Genomic DNA, 23,416 nt, shown 5'->3' on the forward strand with positions numbered 1-23,416 from the left:
CATGCGCCGCAACTTTCACGCATGTCCTCAGGCCCCTGCCCCGTCCTTCGGACGCGGCATCGCGCTCCGGATCAGCGATGTGACGCAAAAGTCGGTTTTGCCTTGCAACTGACAGCACCCGAAGCGGCGACGTTTTGCGAACAGGGCCGCTTCGGGGCGGGCTGCCCTCGGGCAGCCAGGGTCTGTCTACTCGCCCCCTCCAAGGCTGTGAACGTAGACAGAAACGGCGCGGACATCCGCATCGGACAGGCGTTGACCCCAGGCGGGCATCACCCCGAAACGCGCCTCGCGCACCGTGGTGGTCAGCGTGTCCCGGTCGCCGCCATATAGCCAGATCGCATCCGTCAGGTCGGGCGCCCCCATGTCGCGACTGCCCTCCGCGACGTCGCCGTGACAGGACGCGCAATTGTCGGCAAAGACGGTGCTGCCGGTCTCGGCCAGCGCGCGGTCATAGTCATCCGACGACAGGCTGACCACATGCTCCACCACCGCCGCGATCTGCGCGTCCTCCAGGATGTCGCCAAAGGCGGGCATCTGGGAATAGCGCGCGTCCGGGTCGGTTTCGTTGCGGATGCCGTGGTTGACCGTGTAGGCGATGCTTTCGATATCGCCGCCCCAGAGCCAGGCATCGTCCAGCAGGTTGGGGTATCCCTTGGCCCCTGCCGCACCGGCACCGTGGCACTGGCTGCACTGGCCGCGGAACACCGACCCGCCCCGCGCGATGGCATAGCGCCGCAGCCCGTCGGTACCGTCAAGCGCGGTCAGATCGGCCGCTTCCAGCGCGGCCACCAGCGCGCTGTTCTTCGCCTCATGCGCGTCGATGTCGGCGGCGACCTCGGCCCGCGTGGAATAACCCAGCAGCCCAGATGTCGCCCCCGAGATCATCGGCCAGGCGGGATAGGCGATGGTATAGCCCAGGCCCCAGATGATGGTGGCGTAGAACGTCCAGAGCCACCAGCGCGGCAGCGGGTTGTTCAGCTCTTCGATGCCGTCCCAGCTGTGACCCGTGGTCTCGACCCCGGTGGTATCGTCGATCTTGCGCTCAGACATGGTGCTTGTCCTCGAAATTGAAGCTCCTGGTCGCGCAGACGCAGGAGGCGCAGGTCCCTGTGCAGGCCGCTTTGGTCTCTTCGGTGCGGAACGGGATCATGGCCGCATCCTGGCGGGCACCGCTCTGGCTTGGCAGGAAGGCCCAGATGGCCGTCCCGATGAAGAAGCCGAACATGGCCAGCAGAACCCAGCTGTCGGCGATCTGGCGAAGAAGGGAATAGGTATCCATATCGGTGCCTCCTAACGGGTTTCGTCCGGGGTGAAGGTCGAGAAATCGACCATCGTGCCCATGACCTGCAGATAGGCGATGAGCGCGTCCATCTCGGTCAGACCGGGCTGGCCGTCAAAGTTGCCGACGGCGGCACCGGGATAGCGTTCCACCAGCCCGTCCCAATCGCCCTCCGGGTCGGCCTGTACCCGGAAATCCGCCCGGGCCGAGGTGATCTGCGCGTCCGTGTAGGGCACGCCGACCATGCGGTGCGTGGACAGCAGCGACTCGATCTGGTCGGGCTCGATCCGGGTGTCGGCAAGAAAGGCGTATTTCGGCATGATGCTCTCGGGCACCACCGATTGCGGGTCCATCAGGTGATCCACGTGCCAGGCGTCGGAATACCGCCCGCCGACACGGGCCAGATCAGGCCCCGTCCGCTTGGAGCCCCACTGGAACGGGTGATCGTACATCGATTCCGCCGCGAGGCTGTAATGCCCGTACCGCTCCACCTCATCGCGCATCGGGCGGATCATCTGGCTGTGACAGACATAACAGCCTTCGCGCACGTAGATGTCGCGGCCGGTCAGCTCCAGCGGGCTATAGGGGCGCACGCCTTCGACCTTTTCGATCGTGTTCTCCAGCCAGAACAGCGGCGCGATTTCCACGATACCGCCAACGGTGACGACCAGTAGCGAGAAGGTCAGCAGCAGCGTCGGGCTTTTCTCGAGGATCGCATGCCGGTCGATCAGCGCGGTATGATGCGGCAATTCGTTGGGCACCTCTCCCGGCAGGTCGGACAGTTGCGAGACCTTGGGGTCCTTGTCGGACGGTTGGACTTTTTCGTTATCAGCCATGATCCCCTCCTTATTCTGCGGGTGTTGCGGTTGCGGCTGCGCCGGGCAGTGCGGCGGATGCCGGTTCCGCGCCCCTGATGGTCATCCACATGTTCCAGACCATGATCAGCGCACCGGAGAGGAACATGACCCCGCCCAGACCCCGCACCAGATACATCGGGAACTTGGCGCTGACGGTGTCGGCGAAAGAGTTGACGAGGAACCCCTGGTCATCGACCTCGCGCCACATCAGGCCTTCCATGATGCCAGTGACCCACATCGACGCGGCGTAAAGAACGATGCCAAGCGTCGCGAGCCAGAAGTGCCAGTTGATCGCGGACATGGAGTACATCTGCTTGCGACCCCAAAGCTTTGGCGTGAGGAAATAGAGGCAGGCAAAGGTGATCATCCCGTTCCAGCCCAGCGCGCCGGAATGCACGTGTCCGATGGTCCAGTCGGTATAGTGGCTGAGGCTGTTGACCGCGCGGATCGACATCATCGGCCCTTCGAAGGTGGACATGCCGTAGAACCCCAGGCTCAGCACGAACATCCGCAGGATCGGGTCGGTGCGCAGCTTGTCCCAGGCGCCCTGCAGCGTCAACAGACCGTTGATCATGCCGCCCCAGCTGGGCATCCACAGGATGATCGAGAACACCATGCCCAGGGTCGAGGCCCAGTCCGGCAGCGCGGTGTAATGCAGGTGGTGCGGACCCGCCCAGATATAGAGAAAAATAAGCGCCCAAAAGTGAATGATACTCAGCTTATAGCTATAAACCGGGCGCCCCGCCTGTTTCGGGACAAAGTAATACATCATCCCCAGGAAACCGGCGGTCAAAAAGAAACCGACCGCGTTATGGCCGTACCACCACTGGGTCATCGCATCCTGCACGCCCGAGAATACCTGCACCGATTTGCTGCCCCAGATGCTGACCGGGATCGACAGGTTGTTGACCACATGCAGCATCGCCACCGTGATGATGAAGGCCAGAAAGAACCAGTTGGCGACGTAGATGTGCTTTTCCCGGCGCTTGATGATCGTGCCCAGGAAAACGGCAAGATAGGCCAGCCACACCACGGTCAGCCACAGGTCCACGTACCATTCGGGCTCGGCATATTCCTTGGACTGGGTCGCGCCCAGCAGGTAGCCGGTGGCGGCCAGCACGATGAACAGCTGGTAGCCCCAGAACACGAACCACCCGGTCCGCCCGCCCCACAGCCGCACGCCGCTGGTGCGCTGCACCACATAGAACGACGTGGCGATCAGCGCGTTGCCGCCAAAGGCAAAGATCACCGCCGACGTATGCAGCGGCCGGAGCCGCCCGAAGTTGGTAAAGGGCTGCCCCCAGTCGAAGTTGAGCGCCGGAAAGGCGAGCTGGAAGGCGATGAAGGTGCCGACGAGGAAACCGGCGATGCCCCAGAAGGCGGTGGCGATCACCCCTGCCCGGATCACACCGTCCTGATAGATGTCGTGCTGCAGCGCATCGGCGCGGCGCGGCTCGTCGGTGTTGCGCAACACCCAGATGAACATGGCAAAGGCGATCACCATGATCAGGAAGGCGTGCAGCTGATACGCCGGATCATGGCCCCAGCTTGCCGCCATGGCGGCGAGCACTGTCACCAGACCCAGGAGGATGAGTTTCACATAGTCCATATTCATGCCCTCAAATACTGCCAGAGCATCCGGGGACGCTCCTGTTCGCAGGGCATGTCTATGAAGTCGGGCGGAACGCCTCTTTGATCTGAATCAACTACCGCATTTTTTCTGGCGTCGCGGCCTCAGGACAGGATGCCGCCATCCGCATCGTCGCCGGTCGCCTCCTGCAACGCGATGATGTCGCGCACCTCGAACCGGCGACGGTCGGCAAAGTCGATCACGCCTTCCTTTTTCAGCGCGCTGAACTGGCGGCTGACGGTTTCCAGCGTCAGACCCAGGTAGTTGGCGATCTGGTCGCGGGTCATGGGCAGTTCGATCGGGCCGCGCTGCACCGGCTCGGTCCCCTGCGACCGGCGCACCAGCATTTCGATGAAGGTGGCGATCTTTTCCCGTGCCGACTTGCGCCCCAGCAGCAGCATCCAGTCGCGCGCCGCGTCCAGTTCGTCCAGCGCCAGCTCCATCAGCCGCTGCGCCACGTGCGGCGTCTCGTCCACCAGCCGCTCGAACGGTTTGCGGTCAAAGCAGCACAGCGTCACGTCCGTCGTCGCGGTCACGTCGAAGTCGATGCGCGCGCGGCCCGGCCTGCCGATGAAATCCGACGGCAGCAGCAGCCCCACCATCTGGGTGCGCCCGTCTTCCAGCGTCTTGGACAGCGACGCGACACCGCTGACCACCGAGGCGACGAAATGCAACGGCTCGCCCCGCCACAGGATCGCCTCGCCCGCCGCATAGCTGCGGTAGGACTTCATGTTTTCAAGGACTTGCAGCTCGTCCTCGTCGCATCGCGCACAGACGGCGCGGTGCCGGATGGGACAGTCACTGCATTTGATGCGGGCAAGGGAAGGTACGGACATGATCACTTGATCTAAATCAAAGAAGTGTCGGTTGCTACAACCTAAGAGAAAGTATGCAAAGTATCGACTCCCTTCGCCGCCACGGACTTTTTGACGCACGGGTTCCGCGTTACACCAGCTATCCGCCGGCCAACCATTTCGAGGACGGCTTTGGGCCGCGTCACCAGACCGGATGGCTGGCTGCGGTGCCACGGGGCGGCGCTGTGTCCGTCTATGTCCATATTCCCTTCTGCAAGCGCCTGTGCTGGTTCTGCGCCTGCCGCACGCAGGGCACCGCGACCCTGCGCCCGGTCGACGCCTATGTCGCCATCCTGCTGAAGGAAATCGAGACGGTCCGCCAGACCATGCCCGAGGGGGTGCGCATGGGCCGCCTGCATCTGGGCGGCGGCACACCGACGATCCTGTCGCCGGACACGATGTCGCGGCTGCTGGATGCGCTCTTTGCGGCGTTCGAACCCACCGCGGATCTTGAGTTCTCGGTCGAGATCGACCCGACCGAGGCGTCGGATAACCTGCTGAAACTGCTGATCGCGCGCGGCATGAACCGCGCCAGCGTCGGCGTTCAGGACTTTGCCGAAGAGGTGCAAAAGGCCATCGGGCGCAGGCAGCCGCTGGCGCAGACCCGCCATGTGATCGACCTGATGCGCGCGGGCGGCGTGGCCAGCCTGAACCTCGACCTGCTCTATGGCCTGCCGCACCAGACCGCGCAGAGTTTTGGCCAGACCCTGCGCCATGTGGCAGACATGCGCCCAGACCGGCTGGCGATCTACGGCTACGCCCATGTGCCCTGGATGTCGAAACGCCAGATCATGATCAAGGCGGATACCCTGCTCGACAACGAGACCCGCTTTGCTCTCGCGCAGCAGGCGCATGACGCCTTCACCGCCCGGGGCTATGACAGCATCGGCATCGACCATTATGCCCTGCCCACCGACAGCCTGGCGCGCGCCGCGGCCAGCGGCAGGCTGCGCCGGAATTTCCAGGGCTATACCGACGACCCCAACGAGACCCTGATCGGGCTGGGCGCATCGGCGATCTCGCGCTTTGCCGGGGGCTACCTGCAGAACGCCACCGCCACGTCCGCCTATCAGGACCGGGTTAACCAGAGCGGGCTGGCCGCGCACAAGGGCTATGGCATGTCGCCGCAGGACCGGCTGATCGCGCGCATCGTCGAGGACCTGATGTGCCGTTTCGTCTTTGACGAGGCGGGGCTGCGCGACAGTTTTCCCCAAGAGGCGGACCTGATCCATCGCACCGGCATATCCTTGATGTCGCGCTTCAGCGACGTCTTCTACATCGGGCGCGGCGGGCTGGAGATGCGCGAACATACCCGCCCGCTGGTCCGGATCATCGCCAGCCATGTGGACACCTTCGCGTCCGAAACCACGGCCCATTCCGCCGCGATCTGACACCGGTGCTGCGGTAAGGAAACTGCCGACCAGCGGCCTTGCTCCAACCCCCAACGTGGCGCGGCTGAAACTTTAGCGACCTCCTCCGCGTGGCTTGTCGCAACAGGGCGATCCCGCCCTGCCCAACTTTGGAGGAAAAACATGATCCGCTCTATCCTGATGGGTGCCGCACTCGCCACAAGCGCAACGATGGCGTCGGCACAGAACCCGATGGTCGGCGGCGCCGAGATGTTCCCGGAAAAGAACATCGTCGAAAACGCCGTCAACTCGCCGATCCACACCACGCTCGTCGCCGCCGTGAAACAGGCGGACCTGGTGGACACGCTTTCCGGCCCCGGCCCCTTCACGGTCTTCGCGCCCACCGACGATGCGTTCGGGATGATCAAGCAGGACTCGCTTGAGGCGCTGATGCAGCCGGGTGCGAAGGGCCAGCTGGCCCAGATCCTCACCTGCCATGTTGTCGCAGCCGATGCGATGTCGTCGGCCATTGCCGGCATGATCGCGGATGACGATGGCAACCACCCGGTAGAGACCGTCGGCGGCTGCACGCTGCAGGCCCAGATGGACGGCGACAACATCACCCTGACCGATGAGAACGGCCGCGTGGCGACCGTCACCCAAGCGGACGTTAAGCAATCCAACGGCGTGATCCACGTCATCGACAGGGTGCTGCTGCCAAAGCAATAAACCCGTCTGGCTGAACAGCCCGGGATCGAACTGGCCACCTGCCCGCTTCGGGCAGGTGGCCTTTTTCTGATGCGGCGGGTGCCCTCGGCGCGGAAACGTCGCCCCGACAACTTCAATCCCATGCGCGGGGTTTGTCAGACTTCGATCTCGACCGCGCCGATCGGGTTCGAACAACACGCCAGGATATAGCCGCTTTCGATGTCGTCTTCTGAAATGCCGCCATTGTGCACCATATGCACCTCGCCCGAGGTCTTGCGCACCTTGCAGGTGCCGCAGACCCCAAAGGTGCAGCCCGAGGGGATGACGATCCCCGCGCCGCGCGCCACGGCCAGAACCGTATCGGTCTCGTGGCAGTCGGCGGTGACATCCGACTGGGTAAAGGCGACGCTTGCCTTCGCGTCCTCTTCCAGCACCACATCGTCATGTTCGGGAAGCTGCTCTTCCTTCTTGACCGGCGCGTTGAAGCTTTCCTGATGATAGCGGTCCATGTCGTAGCCAAGACCGATCAGCATTTCGCGCACCGCGTCCATGAAGGATTCAGGTCCGCAGCAATAGACCTCGCGTTCAAGGTAATCCCCGGCGATGAGCCCGATCATCAGCTGGTTCAGATGGCCCCGCAGGCCGGTCCAGACCCGGTACGGGTCGTCTTCCCTGACGATGAAGAACAGCTTGAGCGATGGGACGCGCGACGCCATCTGTTCCAGCCGCTGGCGGGCGATGATGTTCTGCGGACGCTGCGCGCAATGGACAAAGGTCACGTCGATATTGGTGCCGCGGTCGTAGAGATAGGTGGTCATCGACAGCGACGGCGTAATCCCCGACCCTGCCGAAATGAACAGGTACTTCTTCTGCTCATTGCGCGGCAGGGTAAAAATACCGGCCGGACCTGTGGCCTTGATCTTCATCCCCGGCTGCAGATGATCCAGCATCCAGCGCGTGCCGACGCTGCCCGCCTGCGCCTTGACCGTCACCGAAAGGGTCAGCGGGCGCGAAGGCGAAGACGAAATCGTGTATGTCTTCCAGATCGTCCCGCCCGGCACCGGCAACTCAAGCGTCACGAACTGGCCCGGCTCATAGCGGAATTGCCGCCCCGAGCGCGAAACGAAGCTGAATGTCGCCGTATCGGGGGCCTCGGGCACCACGGCGCAGCAGACCAGCGGTTCGGAATCCTGCCAGATCCCGCTGTCCCCGCTTGCCGTCATATCAATATCAAGCGCCATGACGCTACTCCGCCGCCATCGGGGTCGCGCCGCCGGTGATCGCGCGGATCATCGTGTTTGCATACCAATCGGTGAACTGGATGTTGCCGCCCTCGTGGGTCGGCGAATAAGGGCCGGGCACATAGGCCGGTGACTGGATGCCGCGCTGGTTGTTCTCGACCACTTCGCGGTCTTCGTCGTTCGTGTCGATCCAGACTTCGGTCAGACGCTTCAGGTCGTAATCCTGCCCCTCGACCGCGTCCTTGTGGACCAGCCATTTGGTGCAGACCTCGGTCTGTGTGGCGCTGATCGGCGTGATGCAGAACAAGAGAATATGGTCGGACAGGAAATGGTTCCAGGTTCCGGGATACTTGTATTTCAGCAAGGATCCGGCGTCCTTGAAGGGAATGGAGGAGTTCGGCTTCGACACCGCCACTTTTCCATCCATCGTGTAGCTTTCCGCCCCGTCCAGCAGAGGCGTCCGCACGAACCGCCAGTCGCCCGACGCCGATTCCAGATGGGCCGAGGGCGCGCCGACCGGCTCGCAGCGGTCGCTGTGCTGCTGTTGCAACCCGTTCAATTCGCCGCTGTCATCGTTGCCGATGGCGCGCGGATCGTCGGGGAAAGTCCGGCACAGCGACGGATGGTTGCCAGAGCAGTGATAGCATTCGCGGTTGTTTTCCCAGACCAGCTTCCAGTTGCCGTTCTCGATGATGGTGCTCTCATAGGCGATCTTTGAGTTTTCCAGATCATGCGGCGCAAGGTAGCGCGCGGTCTGGGCAGCGAATTCCTCGATCGCCGGGGCCTCGTCGGCAAGGCAGATATAGACCATCCCCGAAATATTGCGGCAATGCACCTGTTTCAGTCCGTGCTTGGATGCATCGAAATCGGGCCCCATCTCACGCGCCCAAAGCAGCCTGCCATCCAGCTCATAGGTCCACTGGTGGTAGGGGCACACCAGTTTCGGACCGGTCCCCTTCTTGGTCTTGCACAGCACGGACCCGCGATGCCGGCAGGAGTTGTGAAAGGCGCGAATCTCGCCATCGTTGCCCCGCACGATCACCACGGAATAGGCGCCGATCTCGTGCACGACGTAGTTTCCGGCTTTCGGGATCTCGCAGGAGGCAAGAACGAACAGCCATTCCCTGTACCAGATACGGGCCATATCAGCGGCAAAGACACCTTCATCGCAATACAGGTCTTGAGGCAGGGAATGCGCGGGCTTGCGGCGCATCAAGGTTGAAAGGACATCTGATTCACGCAGCATGTGACACCTGTGGAGTTGCGACCGCGGCGGCGCGGAAGATGAAGGAGGTTTTCAGGTTCTGTCGGTGGGCAGCGCCCTGTCCGCAGAAGCTGCTTCGCATGATTGTCCTCCGCACCCCCCCAATTTTGCGACCGAGCACATCTGATTTGCGACCGAAGGGACGAACTTCCATCTGCTTCTTTGGCGCGGTCAGCTGCCGCTGTGGCACCCGCCCGTAACCGGGTTCCACCGCCGCCTGTTCCGCGACCACGTCGGGCCGAAAACGGCATGATCAGATGTCCTTCACCAACCTCAGCGCGTCGTAGATCGCGGCGTGCGTGTTGCGTGCGCTGACCGCGTCGCCGATGCGGTAAAGCGCAAAGCCCCCTTCAGGATTGCGCGTCACGTCCTGCGGCTGGCCGTCGATCAGCGCATCGTAATCCACCGCCCCGCCGTTCGACGACAGCGGTTTGAGGTCGAAATACAGATCGTCCAGCGGCAGCGTGCCGTAGTTCACCACCACCTGATCATAGGTCTTGTCGGTCTTCAGGTCGCTGTAATCCGTGCCGATCACCGCCCTCAGCCTGTTGCCCTCCCGCTGCACGTCCAGCAGGCGGCGTGTGACGGTAAAGGTCACGTCCTTGTCCTGCAGCGCCCGCATGTAGGGCACAAGGTTCATCGCCATGATGTCGGGCGCAAAGGTCCGGTCGGGGGTCATGACCTCGACCGTGGCGCCCGCGTTCGCGGCGATTTCGGCGGCCATGACACCGGGGTGATCTCCGCTTTCATCGTAGATCAGCACGTTCTGTCCCGGCTTGACGTCACCGGCGATGATATCCCAGGCGGTCACGACCAGATCCTGGTCCTTGCCGCTTTCGAACAGCTCGGTATTGGGCAGGCCGCCGGTGGCGACGATGACCACGTCCGGGTTCAGTGCCGTGATGTCATCGACTTCGGCCCAGGAATTGAACCGGAACTCGACGTCACGCGCCGCGCATTGCGCCATCCGCCAGTCGATGATCGAGATCATCTCGCGGCGGCGCGGGTTCTGTGCGGTCAGCCGGATCTGGCCGCCAGGATCGGGCTGCGCCTCGAACACGGTCACGCGGTGGCCCCGCTCGGCGGCAACGCGCGCGGCCTCAAGCCCCGCCGGACCTGCGCCGATGATGACCACCTTCTTGCGGACCCCGGCAGGCGCAATATCGTGCGGCATGGTCAGCTCACGCCCCGTCGCGGCGTTGTGGATGCACAGCGCATCACCCGCCTGATAGATGCGATCCAGACAGAAGGTCGCACCGACACAGGGGCGAATGTCATCCTCGCGCCCTTCCATGATCTTTCTTACCACATGGGGGTCGGCCATATGCGCCCGCGTCATGCCCACCATGTCCAGCAGGCCCGCGGACACGGCATGGCGCGCGGTGGCCACATCGGGGATCTTGGCCGCATGAAAGGTCGGCATGCCGGTGGCCTGCTTCACCCGACCGGCGAAATCCAGATGCGGCGCGTTCTTCATGCCCTGGATCGGGATCACATCGGTCATGGCCGGATCGGTATGGATACGCCCCCGCACCACATTCAGGAAATCGACCATGCCCGACGCGGCAAGCCGTTTCGAAATCTCGATCCCGTCCTCTTCTGTGATGCCGCCCGCCTCGGCCTCGTCCGCCGTGTAGCGCAGCCCGACGATAAAGTCGTCGCCGACCCGCTTGCGAATACCGCCCAGCACATCCATCAGCAGCTGCATCCGGGTGTCGAGCGTCTGTCCCCCGTAAGGCCCATCCAGATCATTGGTCAAAGGCGACCAGAACTGATCCAGCAGATGGCCATAGACCTGCAATTCGATCCCGTCCATGCCACCCGCCTTCATCCGGTCGGTGGCATCGGCGAAATCGGTGATGATGCGTTCTATGTCCCAGTCTTCGGCCAGCTTGGGAAAGGCGCGATGCGCCGGTTCGCGATGCTTGGACGACGACACCGAAGGCAGCCAGGCCCCCTTGTTCCAGGCCGTGCGACGGCCCAGATGCGTCAGCTGGATCATCACCGCGCAGCCGTGGTCGTGGCAGGCATCGGTCAGCTTCCTGATCCACGGCACCACCTCGTCGCGGTAGGCGAGGATGTTGTTGAACACCGGCGGGCTGTCCTTGGATACGGCGGCCGAACCTGCCGTCATCGCCAACGCCACGCCCGCCTTGGCCCGTTCCGCGTGATACGCGGCATAGCGTTCTTTCGGCATGCCATCCTCGGGATAGGCCGGCTCGTGGCTGGTGGTCATGATGCGGTTGCGCAGGGTCAGATGCTTGAGCTGGTAGGGCTGCAAAAGGGGATCGGTGGACATGGGGCCTGCCTTTTCGACTGATGGCCGCACTATTCTCAGAATGTTCACTAGTGTCAATTAAAAGATCATGCCTGTCCATTTCTCTTGTGGACAACCGATGCCACGGGTATCCTCGGGCCATGACAGCCCAGACCCATCCGACCCCGAACGACGAAAAGACCACCGGTTGGCGCGGGTCGCGCGACGTGTGGATGGCAGCGGCGCGACAGGCCCTGATCCGGTCCGGCGTCGATGCGGTCAAGATCCAGCCCCTGGCCAACCAGTTGCAGATCTCACGCACCAGTTTTTACTGGTTCTTCAAGGACCGAAAGGCACTCCTGGCCGCGCTGTTGGAGGAATGGGACGCCAAGAATACCGGCGCCTTTGTCGAGGCGTGCGGCGCCTATGCCGAAACGATTTCGGAGGCGATCCTGAACCTGATCACCGTCTTCCACGACGAGGCGCTGTTCGAGCCGCAGCTGGATTTCGCGATCCGGGGATGGGCGCATAAATCCGATGCCACCGCGGCTCTCGTCCATGCCGCCGACGAGGCCCGGATCAATGCGATCCGTGGGATGTTCGCACGCTTCGGCTATGCCGAGGACGAAGCCGAGGTGCGCGCCCGCACCGTCTACCTCACCCAGATCGGATATATCTCGATGCAGATCACCGAAAGCCTCGCCACGCGGATGGCCCGCACCCCCGGCTACGTGACCACCTTTTGCGGCAGCGCCCCGACGCAAAGCGAACTCGCCCGCTTTCACGCCCGCCTGAAGTTTGCCCCCCCTGCCGCGTGATATGCAGATGCCGGTCGTGTCGACCGAAAACCAGACAAGTCGCTTCATGATCCGGCCCTGTGATCAGGCCCCATGAATCCCGCGCCCGCCCCCTTCGCCCGACAAGGTGAGAGGACGTCGCCGCTACACGTCACGCCCCACCGACATCCAATGATTTCTGCGGTCTGATCGACACAGAAAGAGCAAGACCCGAAAATAGCCAAAGCTCACCTGACGCGGCTCCAAATCGCCCCCCGCCCCCCTCCGCGCCCCCGAGATCGGAATTGAGAACAACAGACCGACAGCAGCTCGATCCGAGCAGCCTTAAGTCATTAGCAACCATCAGACTTGAAGTGGTGCCCGGGGGCGGAATCGAACCACCGACACGAGGATTTTCAATCCACTGCTCTACCCCTGAGCTACCCGGGCACGGGAGACCACGTTGTGGTCGGGTGAGCGGGTTCTAGGACCTCTGGGGCGGGGTGTCCAGCCTCTTTTTGCCGGGAAACCAAAGCGATTTCAGTGGGGCTTGGGTGGCGTGTCGTCTGCGGCTTCGGCGGCCTCGATGGCGGCTTCGATGTCGTCGGGGTCCCTGGAGGGGGTCGCGTAGCTGCCGTTGAACCATTTCGCCAGATCCAGGTCGGCGCAGCGGCGCGAACAGAAGGGGCGGTATGGCTTCACCGTGGTCTTGCCGCACATAGGACAGGCCATCAGCTATCCTCCGACAGGGCCGCGCGTATGCGCTTGCGTTGCAGTTCGAAATGGCCCAGCGGGGTCCAGCCGACCAGCGCGGTTTCCACGTCGTCACCCCGGAAGGCGGCGCGCAAGGCGGATTCGAAGGCGCGGCGGTCCTTTTTCGGCATCGGCGCGAGGTCCAGTGTGATCTGGCCGCCCAGGCCGCGCACCCGCAGCGCGCGGGGCAGAAGCCGCGCGCAGGCCATGTTGGCCTTGATCCCCGCGGCAAGCGAGGCATCGCTGCCGGTGTTCACGTCCACGGCCACCAGCGCGCGGGTCGGCTCGACGTACATCGACGCACCGCCGCCCAGGGCCACCTGAGGCCCACGGGCCGCCGATACCGCGTCCAGCACGCCGTGAATGTCAAAGCCGCCGGGTTCCGTCACCACCTCGGCCGGGGCGATCCAGTCGCGCCAGGCCAGCACATGCGGCCCGTCGCCTTCGCACAGCACCTCCATCGCGTCGGAGGTGTCGCCCATCACCCGATCGGCGAGGCCGAGCATGGCGGCGATGTCCTCGGCGATATCGTCCTCGTCCGCCCCGGCCGCCGCCGAGCGCAGGATCAGCCCGAATTCGGACTCTCCGGCCACGTCATGCGCGATTTCAAGCAGGCGGTCACGCTCCGCCTCGTCCTTGATCCCGCGCGAGATGTTCAGCCCCGGCGCATCGGGGGTGACGATGGCAAAGCGGCTTTTGAACAGGATCTTCGCGGTCACCGGGATCGCCTTGCCCGGCTCGGCAAAGCCCGTGACCTGCACCAGGATCGGCTGACCCGGCGCCAGCCCCTTGATCTGCCGCAGAAAGGCTGAGCCGTCCGGGGTTTTCAGGAACATGCCGCCCTGCCCCTTGACCGGACGGTCCGCGATGGCACGGTAGACGGTGCCGGGACGGGGGGCGTCGCTGTCGATCAGCAGATCGTCCAGATGCCCGTCCACCATCAGCGCGGCGGCCTCGCGGTCGCCCAGGTGGTCCAGTATGATCGTTCGACCCTTCATGCGCGTCCTTTCAGCATCGGATGGCCCGCTGCGGTCAGCAGACCAGCGGTTTCGGCCAGGGGCAGCCCGACGATCCCGGTGAAAGAGCCGCTGATCCAGGGGATCAGCGCCCCGGCGGGTCCCTGAATGCCATAACCGCCCGCCTTGCCCTGCCAGTCACCGGTGGCGAGATAGGCGGCGATGTCGGCGTCAGAGAGGGACTTCATGCGCACGGTGCTCTGCGCGTCGCGCTGCCACAGACGGTCGCCCCGTTTGACCGCGACGGCGGTGATGACCTTGTGCCGGCGGCCCGACATCATCCGCAGGAACGCCTCGGCCTCTGCCGCATCCTCTGGCTTGCCCAGGATGCGCCGGCCGAGCGCCACGGTGGTATCTGCGCACAGCACGGTGTCATCGGCGTCGCAGGGCACCGCCGCTGCCTTTTCCCGGGCCATGCGGGCGCAATAGGGCCGCGGCAGTTCGCCCTTCTGCGGGGTTTCGTCGATGTCGGGAGGGCGGATGTGGTCGGGCGTGATGCCGATCTGCCCCAGCAGTTCCAGCCGTCGGGGGCTGCCTGATCCGAGAATGAATGTCATGGACAGCCTTTCACGAAAGGCGTCACCCGGAACAGCGGCCAGGCGTCGACCGCGCCCTGCAAGCAGGACGCCCGTCGCACGGGCCGCGACAGGCGCGGCCTACTTGAACCGGTAATTGATCCGACCCTTGGTCAGATCGTAAGGGGTCATTTCCACCTGCACCTTGTCGCCTGCCAGAACACGGATGCGGTTCTTGCGCATCTTGCCTGCCGTATGCGCGATGATCTCATGGCCATTCTCAAGCTCGACCCGAAACGTCGCGTTAGGCAGGAGTTCCTTCACGACACCGGGAAATTCGAGCGTATCTTCCTTGGCCATGGTCTCTCCTTGATTGACGTGCCCCAATTGAAGGGCACGCTGCTAAATGAGCCTATTGCAGCCGTTTTTCAAGGGGTATTCAGCGCAATCTGACAGATGGCGCGGCGTCGTCGCGCCCGATCTGGCCGTTCCAGTGGCGCCGGTTCAGCACCACGCCATCGCGGCGGACATGGGCAACCTGGCCCAGATCGACCTCGGCGTAGGTCCAGCCGGGGGCGTTCAGCTCTCCGACGGCAAGAACGCCGGTGGGCGGGAAACCCACGTCCGGCGGGGCAAAGATGCCCCCCGCGCCAAAGCTGGTGCCCAGCGCGTCCGACCAGTCCCCCTCGCCCACCACGCTGGACATGGCGGTGATGCACTGGTTCTCCAGCGCGCGGGCCATTGCCCCGATGCGCACCCGCCAATAGCCTGCCAGCGCCTCTGTCACCGAAGGCACGCAGATGATGTCGCAATCGGTCAGCGCCCGGCCCAGCAGGGGAAATTCGCTGTCATAACAGATCAGTATCCCGATCTTTCCCAATGCGGTATCGAACACCTGAAGCGCATTGCCCGGCACCACGTCCCAGACCTCGGCCTCGAACCGGGTCATGATCTGCTTGTCCTGAACCCCGGTTTGCCCGGTGGGCGTCATCAGCCGCGCCCGGTTGACGGGCCGCGTGCCGGTCGCCGCGGGGCCCGAGGCCGCGACGATATGCACCCCGTGGTCGCGCGCCAGTTTCAGGTGCAGCGCGTCCGCCTCGGCCAGCCGGTCGGAAACGGCAAAGAGCGACGCTTCGAGATCGGCTGCAACCTCGGCCCCGGCGAGGGTCGCCAGTTCCATCGCGCCATATTCGGGAAACACCAGCAAATCCGCCCCCTGCCCCGCGGCCTCTGCGACCCAGTGCGCGATCTTGTCCTCGTACTGCGCCCAGGACGTCAAGACGTCCAGCGGGTAGGCGGCGGTGGCGATCTTCATGGATGTCTCCGTTTTTGCGCATACTGGGGGCACATCCGACCGGCTTCAAGGGGGCATCGCGCGGGCGGCAAGCACAGGATTCGGGGTGAAGTTGGCGCGAAACCCATCCAAAACCTTGACCCCGTGGGCGGATGCTTTCAAGAAGCAGCAAACGAGGGCCGAGCCATGCTGAAAAAAGGGGTCACGCTGCGCGGGATCGAGGTGTTCGAGGCGCTGGCGCAGGCCGGATCGGTGGCGCAGGCGGCCGTGGCCACGGGGCTCAGCCAGCCCGCGGTCAGCCAGCAGATGCGCAACCTGGAACAGGCGGTGGGGGCCGACCTGATCGACCATTCGCGTCGCCCCATGCGGCTGACCCCGGCGGGCGAGCTGTTCCTGCGTCACGCCGGTCTGGCGCTGTCCGAGCTGCGCCAGGCGCAAAGCGAGGTCACGGTGATGGACCTTGCCCACCTGGAGGACCTGAACCTCGGGATCATCGACGATTTCGACAACGACCTGACGCCGCGGCTGGCCACGATCCTGGCCGACAGCCTCACCGGCTGCCGGTTCCGCATGATCACCGACGGCAGCCTGGCACTGGCCCGGGCGATCGAGGCACGCGAGCTGCACATCGCCATCGGCGCCCGGCCCGACACCCCGCCCGAGGGCGTCACCGAATACCCCCTGGCGCGGGACCCGCTGATCATCGTCGCCCCCGCAGGGCAGGACCGCACGCCAGAGGACCTGCTGGCCGGATCCGGGGCGCTGCCGCTGCTGCACTACGCGGCAGAACAGCTGATCGCCCAGCAGATCGACCAGCACCTGGCGCAGGCGGGGCTGAGCCTGCCCACGCGGTTCGAGATCGGCAGCCACCTGGCGCTGATGGCGATGGTGGCGCGCGGCATCGGCTGGGCCATCACCACGCCGCTGGGCTACATGCGGGCCGCACGGTTCCACGATGCGTTGCAGCCGATGCCCCTGCCCCTGCCCGATGCGGCGCGCCAGATCACCCTTTTCGCCGGCGCGGACTGGTCCGACCCGGTGCCGCGCGATATAGCGGGCACCATGCGCCGCCTGATGCAGACCCACATGATCGCCCCGGCCACGGCACAGCAGCCCTGGCTGGCCGACGGCTTTCACCTGATCGAGGACCAGACCCCATGATCCATTCCCGCAGCAAGATCGTGATCCTGACCGGCGCGGGCATTTCCGCCGAAAGCGGGATTGAGACCTTCCGCGCCGAAGACGGCCTCTGGGCGCGGCACCGGGTGGAGGACGTGGCCACGCCCGAAGGGTTCGCCCGCGATCCGAAACTGGTGGTCGATTTCTACAACGCCCGCCGCGCCCAACTGCCGAAGGTCGAGCCGAACGCCGCGCACCGTGCCCTCGCCCGGCTGGAGGCGGAGCACGAGGGCGAGGTGATCGTGATCACCCAGAACGTCGATGACCTGCACGAACGGGGCGGCTCCGCGACCGTGTTTCACATGCACGGAGAGCTGAAGAGCGCGCTCTGCGCCGCCTGCGGCCACCGATGGCCCGCGCCGATGGTGATGGCACCCGGCGATCCCTGCCCCGCCTGCGGCGCCCCCGCCGCGCGGCCCGATGTGGTCTGGTTCGGCGAAATGCCCTATGACATGGACCTGCTGTTCCAGCACCTGAGCGAGGCGGACATCTTTGTCTCCATCGGCACCTCAGGCAATGTCTACCCCGCCGCCGGTTTCGTGGCCGAAGCCCGCCGCGCGGGCGCCCATACGATCGAGTTCAACCTTGAGCGGTCTTCGGTCGGCAACCAGTTCGAAGAACACCGCACCGGCCCCGCGTCACAGACCGTGACCGACTGGGTAGAGGAATTCCTGCGCGGGTAGAGCGTAAAAAACGGCGGCGCGGCATAGCAGACCGTCACCGAGGGGCTGACCATTGTCCACAATGCGGACAAAGCGCACCTTCACTGCGGTCGCGCGAATGTCCGGATTTAAGAATTGCGACGTAGTGCCTCTAAGTTAGCAGTTCTACTACAGTGTATGCTGGGTTTACTCTATTTACTTCTCTCCCTCAGGTTCACGCGATTTCAAATAGGCGTGGAACAACTGCTGCTGTGTGCTGATGCCAAGTTTGGCATAGGCGTTACGGCGATGTGATTTTACTGTTGGTAGAGCAATGTCCAAACTTAAACTGATTGAAAGGCTGGAATGCCCTTTCAGGATCATCTGGATGATTTCAGCCTCTCTTGGCGAAAGGATATCGTTCCCAAAAGATGCCAAAGACCGTGATTTCGTTTGGTCCAATGGTAGATTATTAATGGAGTTCGATGCGAGCCTGAGAAACGCGGACCGTATCAGTGGCAAAACGCTTCGCAAAGCGTCCAAATCCGCATCGGGGATACCTTTCGATGCAGCGGCGCGGGCAAGGCTTATTTCACCCACCATGCCGTCTTCTAGTTCAACGAGCACGGACACTTCCCGAAGGCCTTGTGGCCACCCGGGCGTTCGGAAGCTTATCTCTTCAGCATCATCCGCAATAACGTCCGCTGTAGTCGCGCTCCAGTTATCAGGGGCGAGGTCGGCCATGCGGTAAACGCCGCCGCCGAGACCACCCCGTATGGCGTTATGAACGGGATTGATTTCAAAAGTGGAGGTGACATAGCGTTGCACTGCCGCTTTGGAAGAAAGATCAGCGTAGCTGTCAGCCAAGTAGACAGGCGATGCATTTGGTCGGTTCAGCACGGCAAATGCCGCCTCGCAAGGGTACAAAGCAGATACGGCCTCGATAAAACGGTCGGCGCCTGATTGGCCATCGATGACGCTTGCCAGCTTTTCGCTGAAGGCTTGGAAACTTGTCTGCGGCACGGCTATCGGCACTTTCCTTTGTAGAGTCATCCTTTGGGATGATGGCGTTGTCTGGCTTGCTTAGCTAGCAAGGCCAAAAAGGATTAACGCAATGGCAAACACCCCAATTACTCTCGACAGAGAAACCGTTTCTAACGCATTGGGCAAGATCGATATTGTTGAAGCAATGCGAGACCTTTTCACAGAGCTTGGACAAGATCGTGCAGTTCAACCGCCGCAGACCATTACCGAATTTCCCCAAGGCGGTGATTTCATCACATATCTCGGGGCGCTTGGCGGCGCGGGCGTTTTTGGCGCAAAACTGTCACCCTACTTGCCGCGTGACGGCGGCCCCATCATCACCGCGTGGTCGGTTCTGATGTCGATGGAGACGGGCCAACCGCTGGCCTTGCTGGACGCGGGCGCTTTAACGACAGAACGTACCGCCGCGACGACCGCGCTCGCGGTTGATTTGCTCGCGCCAAATGATCGTCCCCTCAAGCTTGCGGTCATTGGTTCAGGTGCTGTGGCACAAGCGCATATGCGTCATGTCGCCGGGCTGCGCGATTGGGCAGATGTGCGTGTGTACTCGCCAAGTTTAGCGAGCGTGCCGGAAACACAGGCAAAATGGCAAGGACTACAATCCGGCATCACCTTAGCCGATACGGCTAAAGTCGCTGTCCAAGAGGCAGATGTCGTCATGCTGTGTACGTCATCGGGTACGCCTGTTGTGGACGTGGCCGATTTTGCCTCAAATGCGCTTGTCACCTCGATCAGCACCAATGTGGCGCGTGCCCATGAAGTTGACCCAGCATTTCTGAAGACCGCACAAGTCTATTGCGACTACCGCGCCACGACACCAAATGCGGCCGGTGACATGGTAATTGCGCAAGAAAGCGGATGGTCTGCGAATGATATCTGCGGCGATCTGGCAGAGCTTTGCGTTGCATCCTGCGCCAAACCTGACGCGGATCGCCCTGTCTTCTTTCGATCCATTGGCCTCGGCCTTGAGGACATCGCGATCGGCTACGCCGTCTATCAACACGCCACAGCGTAAAGGACCTACGCCATGCATATCGAACCGTTCAAAGTCGAGATCTGGATGAACGAGTGGGAAAACCACTGCACCTATAATCTTGCCGAAACCTGCGTTGCCAGCATCACGATTGATGAGTTGCTGCAAATGTCCGGTCGCAACAGCGATGATCTATCTGCGCTGCTGCCGATGAAAATGACCTACGGTGCGATCGAGGGTTCGACCCGTCTGCGGACTGCGATTTCGACGCTTTACGCTGATAAAGACATTGCCAATATCACTGTCACCCACGGGACCATCGCGGCGAATACGCTGGTGCATAAATCATTGGTGTCGCGCGGGGATCGGGTGGTTTCGATCGTGCCCACGTATCAACAGCATTACTCCATCCCTGCAAGCATCGAGGCAGATGTTCAAATCTTGCGCCTACGCGCCGAGGATGGATTCCTGCCTGATCTTGACGCATTGCGTGCCTTGGTGACGCCTGACACCAAACTGATCGCGCTGACAAACCCCAACAACCCCACCGGCGCGTTGATCGAACGCCCGATGCTTGAAGAGATCGCGCAGATCGCCCGCGAAGTTGGGGCCTATGTTCTTTGTGATGAGGTCTATCGTGGCACAGGGCAAACCGGCGATGGCATGACCCCGTCGATTGTGGACGTCTACGAGAAAGGCATCGCCACGGCCGGTATGTCCAAGGCCTATTCCTTGGCTGGCCTACGCGTCGGCTGGGTCGTGGCACCTGCTGAAGTGACCGAGAAGGTTCTGATCCACCGTGACTACGACACGATTTCTGTCGGGATGATCAACGACCATTTCGCGGCGATGGCCTTGGAAAACAAAGACAAACTATTGGCGCGTAGCCAAAAGATCACCCGCGACAACCTTGCGATCCTTGCGGAATGGGTCGCCGCACAACCGCGCATCTCTTGGGTCAAACCAAGCGCCGGAACGACGGCAATGCTCAAGATTGATGTGCCAATCACGTCGCGAGGGTTCTGCGTCGATCTTTTGCAGAAAACAGGTGTTATGATGACCCCGGGCGATGCCTTCGACATGGAGGGCTACGTGCGCATCGGATATTCCAACAGCACCGATGTTCTGAGGGCGGGTTTAGAAAAGCTAAGCACCTACCTGACTGAACTTTCTGAATAGTGCCCAATTGGAGGCGATAATGTACACTCTTCCAAAACTCTGCGCGGCTTTGGTGACTCCATTGGATGCGCGCGGGGCCATTGATACAAGCACACTTTCGCAGCATTGCGCATGGGTCCTTGCCAATGGCTGTGATGGTGCGGTCCTGTTCGGAACGACCGGCGAAGGGCCGTCTTTCGGCCTCACAGAACGCATGCGCGCCCTCGAAGGTCTGATCGCTGATGGCATTGCGCCATCAGCTTTGATCGTGGGAACCGGCTGCGCGTCCATCGAAGACACAGCCGCTTTGACCAAACATGCAACGGATCAAGGGTGCGCAGGCACGCTGATCCACCCGCCTTTCTTTTTCAGGCCAGCTGATGATGATGGTGTGATTGAATTCTACTCAGGTTTGGTTGATCAGCTGGGATCTGAAGTCAGGAATATCGTGTTCTACCACTTCCCCGAAGCAACAGGTGCGGGGATCGGTATTCGCACCATCCGGCACCTTTTATCCGCTTATCCCGGCGTGTTCTCAGGTATCAAAGACAGCTCTGGCGACCTATCGGCAACGCTTGAATATGTTACTCAGTTCCCCGAGCTTTCAGTGTTCACCGGGGATGACAACCTGCTCTGGCCGGTTCTTGAAGCTGGTGGGCACGGCGCAATTACGGCCACGGCAAATTTACTTCCGGCTGAACTTTTCGAAATATCTGAGGGTTGGCGAGCTAACTCCCCCAGTGCTCGGGCGGCGCAATCTCGCATGGAATTAGCTTGGGTTGAAACTCTGCTAAAATTGCCGGTTACCCAAGCCGTGAAAGAGGTGCTTGCCCATCGGTCTAGGAATGGAAACTGGCGAACTCTTCGCCCTCCATTGCGCCCATTGTCCGATGCCGACCAGCAGTTTCTGGCCGCGCGAGGAGAAACTAACTTTTGGAATTTCCCCACATAGCACGCAAATGCCAATGGTATCAGACCACCTTACCGCTCCCAATTCCCGACCTCTGTGTTTTGTTCCAACGCTTATCGGTAGATTTATCAGTATCCCAATACCGGACATTCGTTCAGCGCGCAGCATCAGTGAGTCTGGGCTCCTTCCCGTCCTTCGCCGCATCCGGCACCAAGGTCCGGTTTGCCGATCCGGGGTCGGTTCCCGACATCAAGGTCAAGACTGCCTGACATGCGACGGCCTGCGCGGTCCGGGGCGGGCGGGCACCCGCCCCGGCAGGGTCAGTCGCCGTGCGACATGGCGCCGTGGTCGGGCTTGCGCTCGTGGTCCACGGGGATCATCACCTGCATCTCGCCCGCCTTTTCAAAGGTCAGCGTCACGGCGATTTCATCCCCCTGTTCCAGCGGGGCATTCAGCCCCATGAACATCACGTGGTCGCCGCCGCGGGCCAGCTGGTGCATCCCCCCCGCCGGAACCGCGATGCCGTCCTCGATCTCGGTCATGCGCATCACGCCGTTTTCGTCCTCGTTGTGGGTGTGCAGTTCGACTTTGCCTGCCACGTCGGAGGACGCGGCGATCAGGCGGTCGTCCTCGGCCCCGTCGTTCGTCAGCGTCATGAAGGCCGCCCCCGTGACGGAGGACGGCGTGGAGCTGCGCACATAGGCGTCCTTGACCGTGATGTCGGCAAGGGCGGGCGCGGCAAGAAGGGTCGCAGCCACGGCTGCGGTCAGAAAGCGTGTCATGTGTTCTATCCTTGGTTCGTCTGATTGGGAAATGATTGGATCAGACGACCGCGGGCGGCGCGCGGCTGGGCGGCGTGGGCCGCTGGGCGGCACGCGGCGGCTGCACCGCCTCGGTGCGCCCCTGCCCGAGGAACACCAGCCGCCGGGGCAGCAGCACGGGCGGCACATCCCCTGCAAACACGATGTTCAGCGCGGAATCCGGGCAGATGTGGGGCGCGCCCGTCGGATTGCCCTGCGCATCGACGTAGACCGCCAGGGGGCCCGTCCCCGTGCACAGCACCAGCTGCCCGGTTGCCGCAGCAGACCCGCGCGCCACCGCCATGCTCTGGCTGGTGAGCGCCAGCATCAGTGCCAGCAGAAAGGAAGAAAATGTGCGCATCATCGCCCCCGTTCTATCCGCACCGCACGGCGATGACGAGGTGCGAAAACGACGCAACCCCGGGCGGGACCCGGGGTTGCAGTGTCGGCGACAGGAAGGGCTGATCAGCTCAGCACGTCGGCTTCCATGCCGGATTTCTTGATCGCTTTCTTGATCTTCAGCGCATTGGCGGACAGATCGGTGTCTTTCGCCTTGGCCAAGAACTTGTCCAGACCGCCACGGTGGTCGACGGACCGCAGGGCATGCGCGGAGATCCGCAGCTTGAACGACCGGCCCAGCGCCTCCGACTGGAGGGTGGTATCGTTCAGGTTCGGCAGAAAGCGACGCCGCGTCTTGTTGTTGGCGTGGCTTACGTTGTTGCCCGTCATCGGGCCTTTTCCGGTCAGTTCGCAAACACGCGACATGGCTTCATCCTTTGTTTTAGTGGTGTGGCAGCGCGGCCCGCTGCAACACATAAAAGGGGCCGCGCAATGCGACCCGAAAACTTGTTCACTGGCCTTAGTGGGAATCAGCTTTGCCGTCAAGTCGGACCGGCCCGCAAAAAAGACCTCAAAGCC

General features: G+C 62.7%; 25 protein-coding genes and 1 tRNA gene. 8 read left to right on the forward strand and 18 right to left on the reverse strand.

The annotated features are described in order from the left end of the window. Window positions 1–186: 186 nt before the first annotated feature. The 5 genes from ccoP to fnrL all read right to left on the reverse strand — a co-directional run bounded on the left by ccoP (window position 187) and on the right by fnrL (window position 4,602). Complete coding sequence (ccoP, locus tag FIU94_RS02370) at window positions 187–1,050, reverse strand: cytochrome-c oxidase, cbb3-type subunit III (protein WP_152464257.1); 864 nt, start codon at window positions 1,048–1,050, stop codon at window positions 187–189. Further along, window positions 1,043–1,279 carry a cbb3-type cytochrome c oxidase subunit 3 gene (locus tag FIU94_RS02375; RefSeq protein WP_152464258.1) on the reverse strand — a complete coding sequence of 79 codons (237 nt, stop codon included), beginning with the start codon at window positions 1,277–1,279 and terminating at the stop codon, window positions 1,043–1,045. The genes ccoP and FIU94_RS02375 overlap by 8 nt, the downstream gene beginning before the upstream one ends. Window positions 1,280–1,290: 11 nt before the next feature. Next, complete coding sequence (gene ccoO / locus FIU94_RS02380) at window positions 1,291–2,115, reverse strand: cytochrome-c oxidase, cbb3-type subunit II (protein ID WP_152464259.1); 825 nt, start codon at window positions 2,113–2,115, stop codon at window positions 1,291–1,293. 10 nt (window positions 2,116–2,125) lie between these two features. Then, window positions 2,126–3,745, reverse strand: a complete 1,620-nt coding sequence (gene ccoN / locus FIU94_RS02385; protein ID WP_152464260.1) for a cytochrome-c oxidase, cbb3-type subunit I — start codon at window positions 3,743–3,745, stop codon at window positions 2,126–2,128. Window positions 3,746–3,870: 125 nt separating this feature from the next. After that, window positions 3,871–4,602: a transcriptional regulator FnrL gene (gene fnrL, locus FIU94_RS02390; RefSeq protein WP_152464261.1), complete on the reverse strand. Its 732-nt coding sequence runs from the start codon at window positions 4,600–4,602 to the stop codon at window positions 3,871–3,873. Between the two features lie 53 nt (window positions 4,603–4,655). Here fnrL and hemN point away from each other — a divergent pair, with 53 nt between their 5' ends. Together hemN and FIU94_RS02400 are read left to right on the forward strand one after the other, a co-directional pair. After that, a complete protein-coding gene (gene hemN, locus FIU94_RS02395; protein WP_152464262.1) occupies window positions 4,656–6,011 on the forward strand; it encodes an oxygen-independent coproporphyrinogen III oxidase in 1,356 nt (451 codons plus the stop codon). 141 nt (window positions 6,012–6,152) lie between these two features. Next, window positions 6,153–6,698 carry a fasciclin domain-containing protein gene (locus FIU94_RS02400; RefSeq protein WP_152464263.1) on the forward strand — a complete coding sequence of 182 codons (546 nt, stop codon included), beginning with the start codon at window positions 6,153–6,155 and terminating at the stop codon, window positions 6,696–6,698. Between the two features lie 134 nt (window positions 6,699–6,832). On the opposite strand, the gene FIU94_RS02405 is transcribed toward FIU94_RS02400, so the two are convergent. The 3 genes from FIU94_RS02405 to FIU94_RS02415 all read right to left on the reverse strand — a co-directional run bounded on the left by FIU94_RS02405 (window position 6,833) and on the right by FIU94_RS02415 (window position 11,481). After that, the gene (locus FIU94_RS02405; RefSeq protein ID WP_152464264.1) at window positions 6,833–7,918 is read right to left on the reverse strand and encodes a hybrid-cluster NAD(P)-dependent oxidoreductase; all 1,086 of its coding nucleotides are present in this window, start codon (window positions 7,916–7,918) and stop codon (window positions 6,833–6,835) included. 4 nt (window positions 7,919–7,922) lie between these two features. Next, the gene (locus FIU94_RS02410) at window positions 7,923–9,164 is read right to left on the reverse strand and encodes an aromatic ring-hydroxylating dioxygenase subunit alpha (RefSeq protein ID WP_152464265.1); all 1,242 of its coding nucleotides are present in this window, start codon (window positions 9,162–9,164) and stop codon (window positions 7,923–7,925) included. Between the two features lie 271 nt (window positions 9,165–9,435). After that, window positions 9,436–11,481 (reverse strand): NADH:flavin oxidoreductase, encoded by a 2,046-nt coding sequence (locus FIU94_RS02415; protein WP_152464266.1) that lies wholly within the window; start codon window positions 11,479–11,481, stop codon window positions 9,436–9,438. A gap of 119 nt (window positions 11,482–11,600) precedes the next feature. On the opposite strand from FIU94_RS02415, the gene FIU94_RS02420 reads away from it, so the two are divergent. Beyond that, window positions 11,601–12,257 (forward strand): TetR/AcrR family transcriptional regulator, encoded by a 657-nt coding sequence (locus tag FIU94_RS02420; protein ID WP_152464267.1) that lies wholly within the window; start codon window positions 11,601–11,603, stop codon window positions 12,255–12,257. A 333-nt stretch (window positions 12,258–12,590) separates the two neighbouring features. Here the strand turns inward: FIU94_RS02420 and FIU94_RS02425 are convergent. The 6 genes from FIU94_RS02425 to FIU94_RS02450 form a co-directional block, all read right to left on the reverse strand. Beyond that, window positions 12,591–12,665, reverse strand: a tRNA-Phe gene (locus FIU94_RS02425). 90 nt (window positions 12,666–12,755) lie between these two features. Beyond that, window positions 12,756–12,947 (reverse strand): DNA gyrase inhibitor YacG, encoded by a 192-nt coding sequence (locus FIU94_RS02430; RefSeq protein ID WP_152464268.1) that lies wholly within the window; start codon window positions 12,945–12,947, stop codon window positions 12,756–12,758. After that, a complete protein-coding gene (locus FIU94_RS02435) occupies window positions 12,947–13,966 on the reverse strand; it encodes a ribonuclease E/G (protein WP_152464269.1) in 1,020 nt (339 codons plus the stop codon). Before FIU94_RS02435 ends, FIU94_RS02430 begins: the two co-directional genes overlap by 1 nt. Continuing rightward, a complete protein-coding gene (locus FIU94_RS02440) occupies window positions 13,963–14,541 on the reverse strand; it encodes a nucleoside triphosphate pyrophosphatase (protein WP_152464270.1) in 579 nt (192 codons plus the stop codon). The genes FIU94_RS02435 and FIU94_RS02440 overlap by 4 nt, the downstream gene beginning before the upstream one ends. Before the next feature lie 99 nt (window positions 14,542–14,640). After that, complete coding sequence (gene infA / locus FIU94_RS02445) at window positions 14,641–14,859, reverse strand: translation initiation factor IF-1 (RefSeq protein WP_005978431.1); 219 nt, start codon at window positions 14,857–14,859, stop codon at window positions 14,641–14,643. A 79-nt stretch (window positions 14,860–14,938) separates the two neighbouring features. Further along, complete coding sequence (locus tag FIU94_RS02450; protein ID WP_152464271.1) at window positions 14,939–15,814, reverse strand: carbon-nitrogen hydrolase family protein; 876 nt, start codon at window positions 15,812–15,814, stop codon at window positions 14,939–14,941. Window positions 15,815–15,979: 165 nt separating this feature from the next. On the opposite strand from FIU94_RS02450, the gene FIU94_RS02455 reads away from it, so the two are divergent. Both FIU94_RS02455 and cobB read left to right on the forward strand, forming a co-directional pair. Beyond that, window positions 15,980–16,954, forward strand: coding sequence for a LysR family transcriptional regulator (locus FIU94_RS02455; protein WP_152464272.1), 975 nt, complete (start codon window positions 15,980–15,982; stop codon window positions 16,952–16,954). Next, window positions 16,951–17,655, forward strand: coding sequence for a Sir2 family NAD+-dependent deacetylase (gene cobB / locus FIU94_RS02460; RefSeq protein WP_152464273.1), 705 nt, complete (start codon window positions 16,951–16,953; stop codon window positions 17,653–17,655). Before FIU94_RS02455 ends, cobB begins: the two co-directional genes overlap by 4 nt. A gap of 174 nt (window positions 17,656–17,829) precedes the next feature. Here the strand turns inward: cobB and FIU94_RS02465 are convergent, their stop codons facing one another. After that, the gene (locus FIU94_RS02465; protein WP_254702595.1) at window positions 17,830–18,648 is read right to left on the reverse strand and encodes a helix-turn-helix transcriptional regulator; all 819 of its coding nucleotides are present in this window, start codon (window positions 18,646–18,648) and stop codon (window positions 17,830–17,832) included. Between the two features lie 79 nt (window positions 18,649–18,727). Between FIU94_RS02465 and FIU94_RS02470 the strand changes: the two genes are divergently transcribed. Genes FIU94_RS02470 through FIU94_RS02480 form a run of 3 tightly spaced genes read left to right on the forward strand, consistent with a single transcriptional unit; the run spans window position 18,728 to window position 21,740 of the window. After that, window positions 18,728–19,672: an ornithine cyclodeaminase family protein gene (locus FIU94_RS02470; RefSeq protein WP_152464275.1), complete on the forward strand. Its 945-nt coding sequence runs from the start codon at window positions 18,728–18,730 to the stop codon at window positions 19,670–19,672. A gap of 12 nt (window positions 19,673–19,684) precedes the next feature. After that, window positions 19,685–20,809 carry an aminotransferase gene (locus FIU94_RS02475; protein ID WP_152464276.1) on the forward strand — a complete coding sequence of 375 codons (1,125 nt, stop codon included), beginning with the start codon at window positions 19,685–19,687 and terminating at the stop codon, window positions 20,807–20,809. Window positions 20,810–20,828: 19 nt separating this feature from the next. Then, window positions 20,829–21,740: a dihydrodipicolinate synthase family protein gene (locus FIU94_RS02480; protein ID WP_152464277.1), complete on the forward strand. Its 912-nt coding sequence runs from the start codon at window positions 20,829–20,831 to the stop codon at window positions 21,738–21,740. Window positions 21,741–22,018: 278 nt separating this feature from the next. On the opposite strand, the gene FIU94_RS02485 is transcribed toward FIU94_RS02480, so the two are convergent. The 3 genes from FIU94_RS02485 to rpmB form a co-directional block, all read right to left on the reverse strand. Continuing rightward, window positions 22,019–22,480, reverse strand: a complete 462-nt coding sequence (locus tag FIU94_RS02485) for a copper chaperone PCu(A)C (RefSeq protein ID WP_152464278.1) — start codon at window positions 22,478–22,480, stop codon at window positions 22,019–22,021. Window positions 22,481–22,520: 40 nt separating this feature from the next. Continuing rightward, a complete protein-coding gene (locus FIU94_RS02490) occupies window positions 22,521–22,862 on the reverse strand; it encodes a hypothetical protein (RefSeq protein ID WP_152464279.1) in 342 nt (113 codons plus the stop codon). A 101-nt stretch (window positions 22,863–22,963) separates the two neighbouring features. Continuing rightward, window positions 22,964–23,263 carry a 50S ribosomal protein L28 gene (rpmB, locus tag FIU94_RS02495; RefSeq protein WP_152464280.1) on the reverse strand — a complete coding sequence of 100 codons (300 nt, stop codon included), beginning with the start codon at window positions 23,261–23,263 and terminating at the stop codon, window positions 22,964–22,966. Window positions 23,264–23,416 lie beyond the last annotated feature (153 nt).

This window comes from Sulfitobacter sp. THAF37 (genome assembly GCF_009363555.1).
Lineage (GTDB): Bacteria > Pseudomonadota > Alphaproteobacteria > Rhodobacterales > Rhodobacteraceae > Sulfitobacter.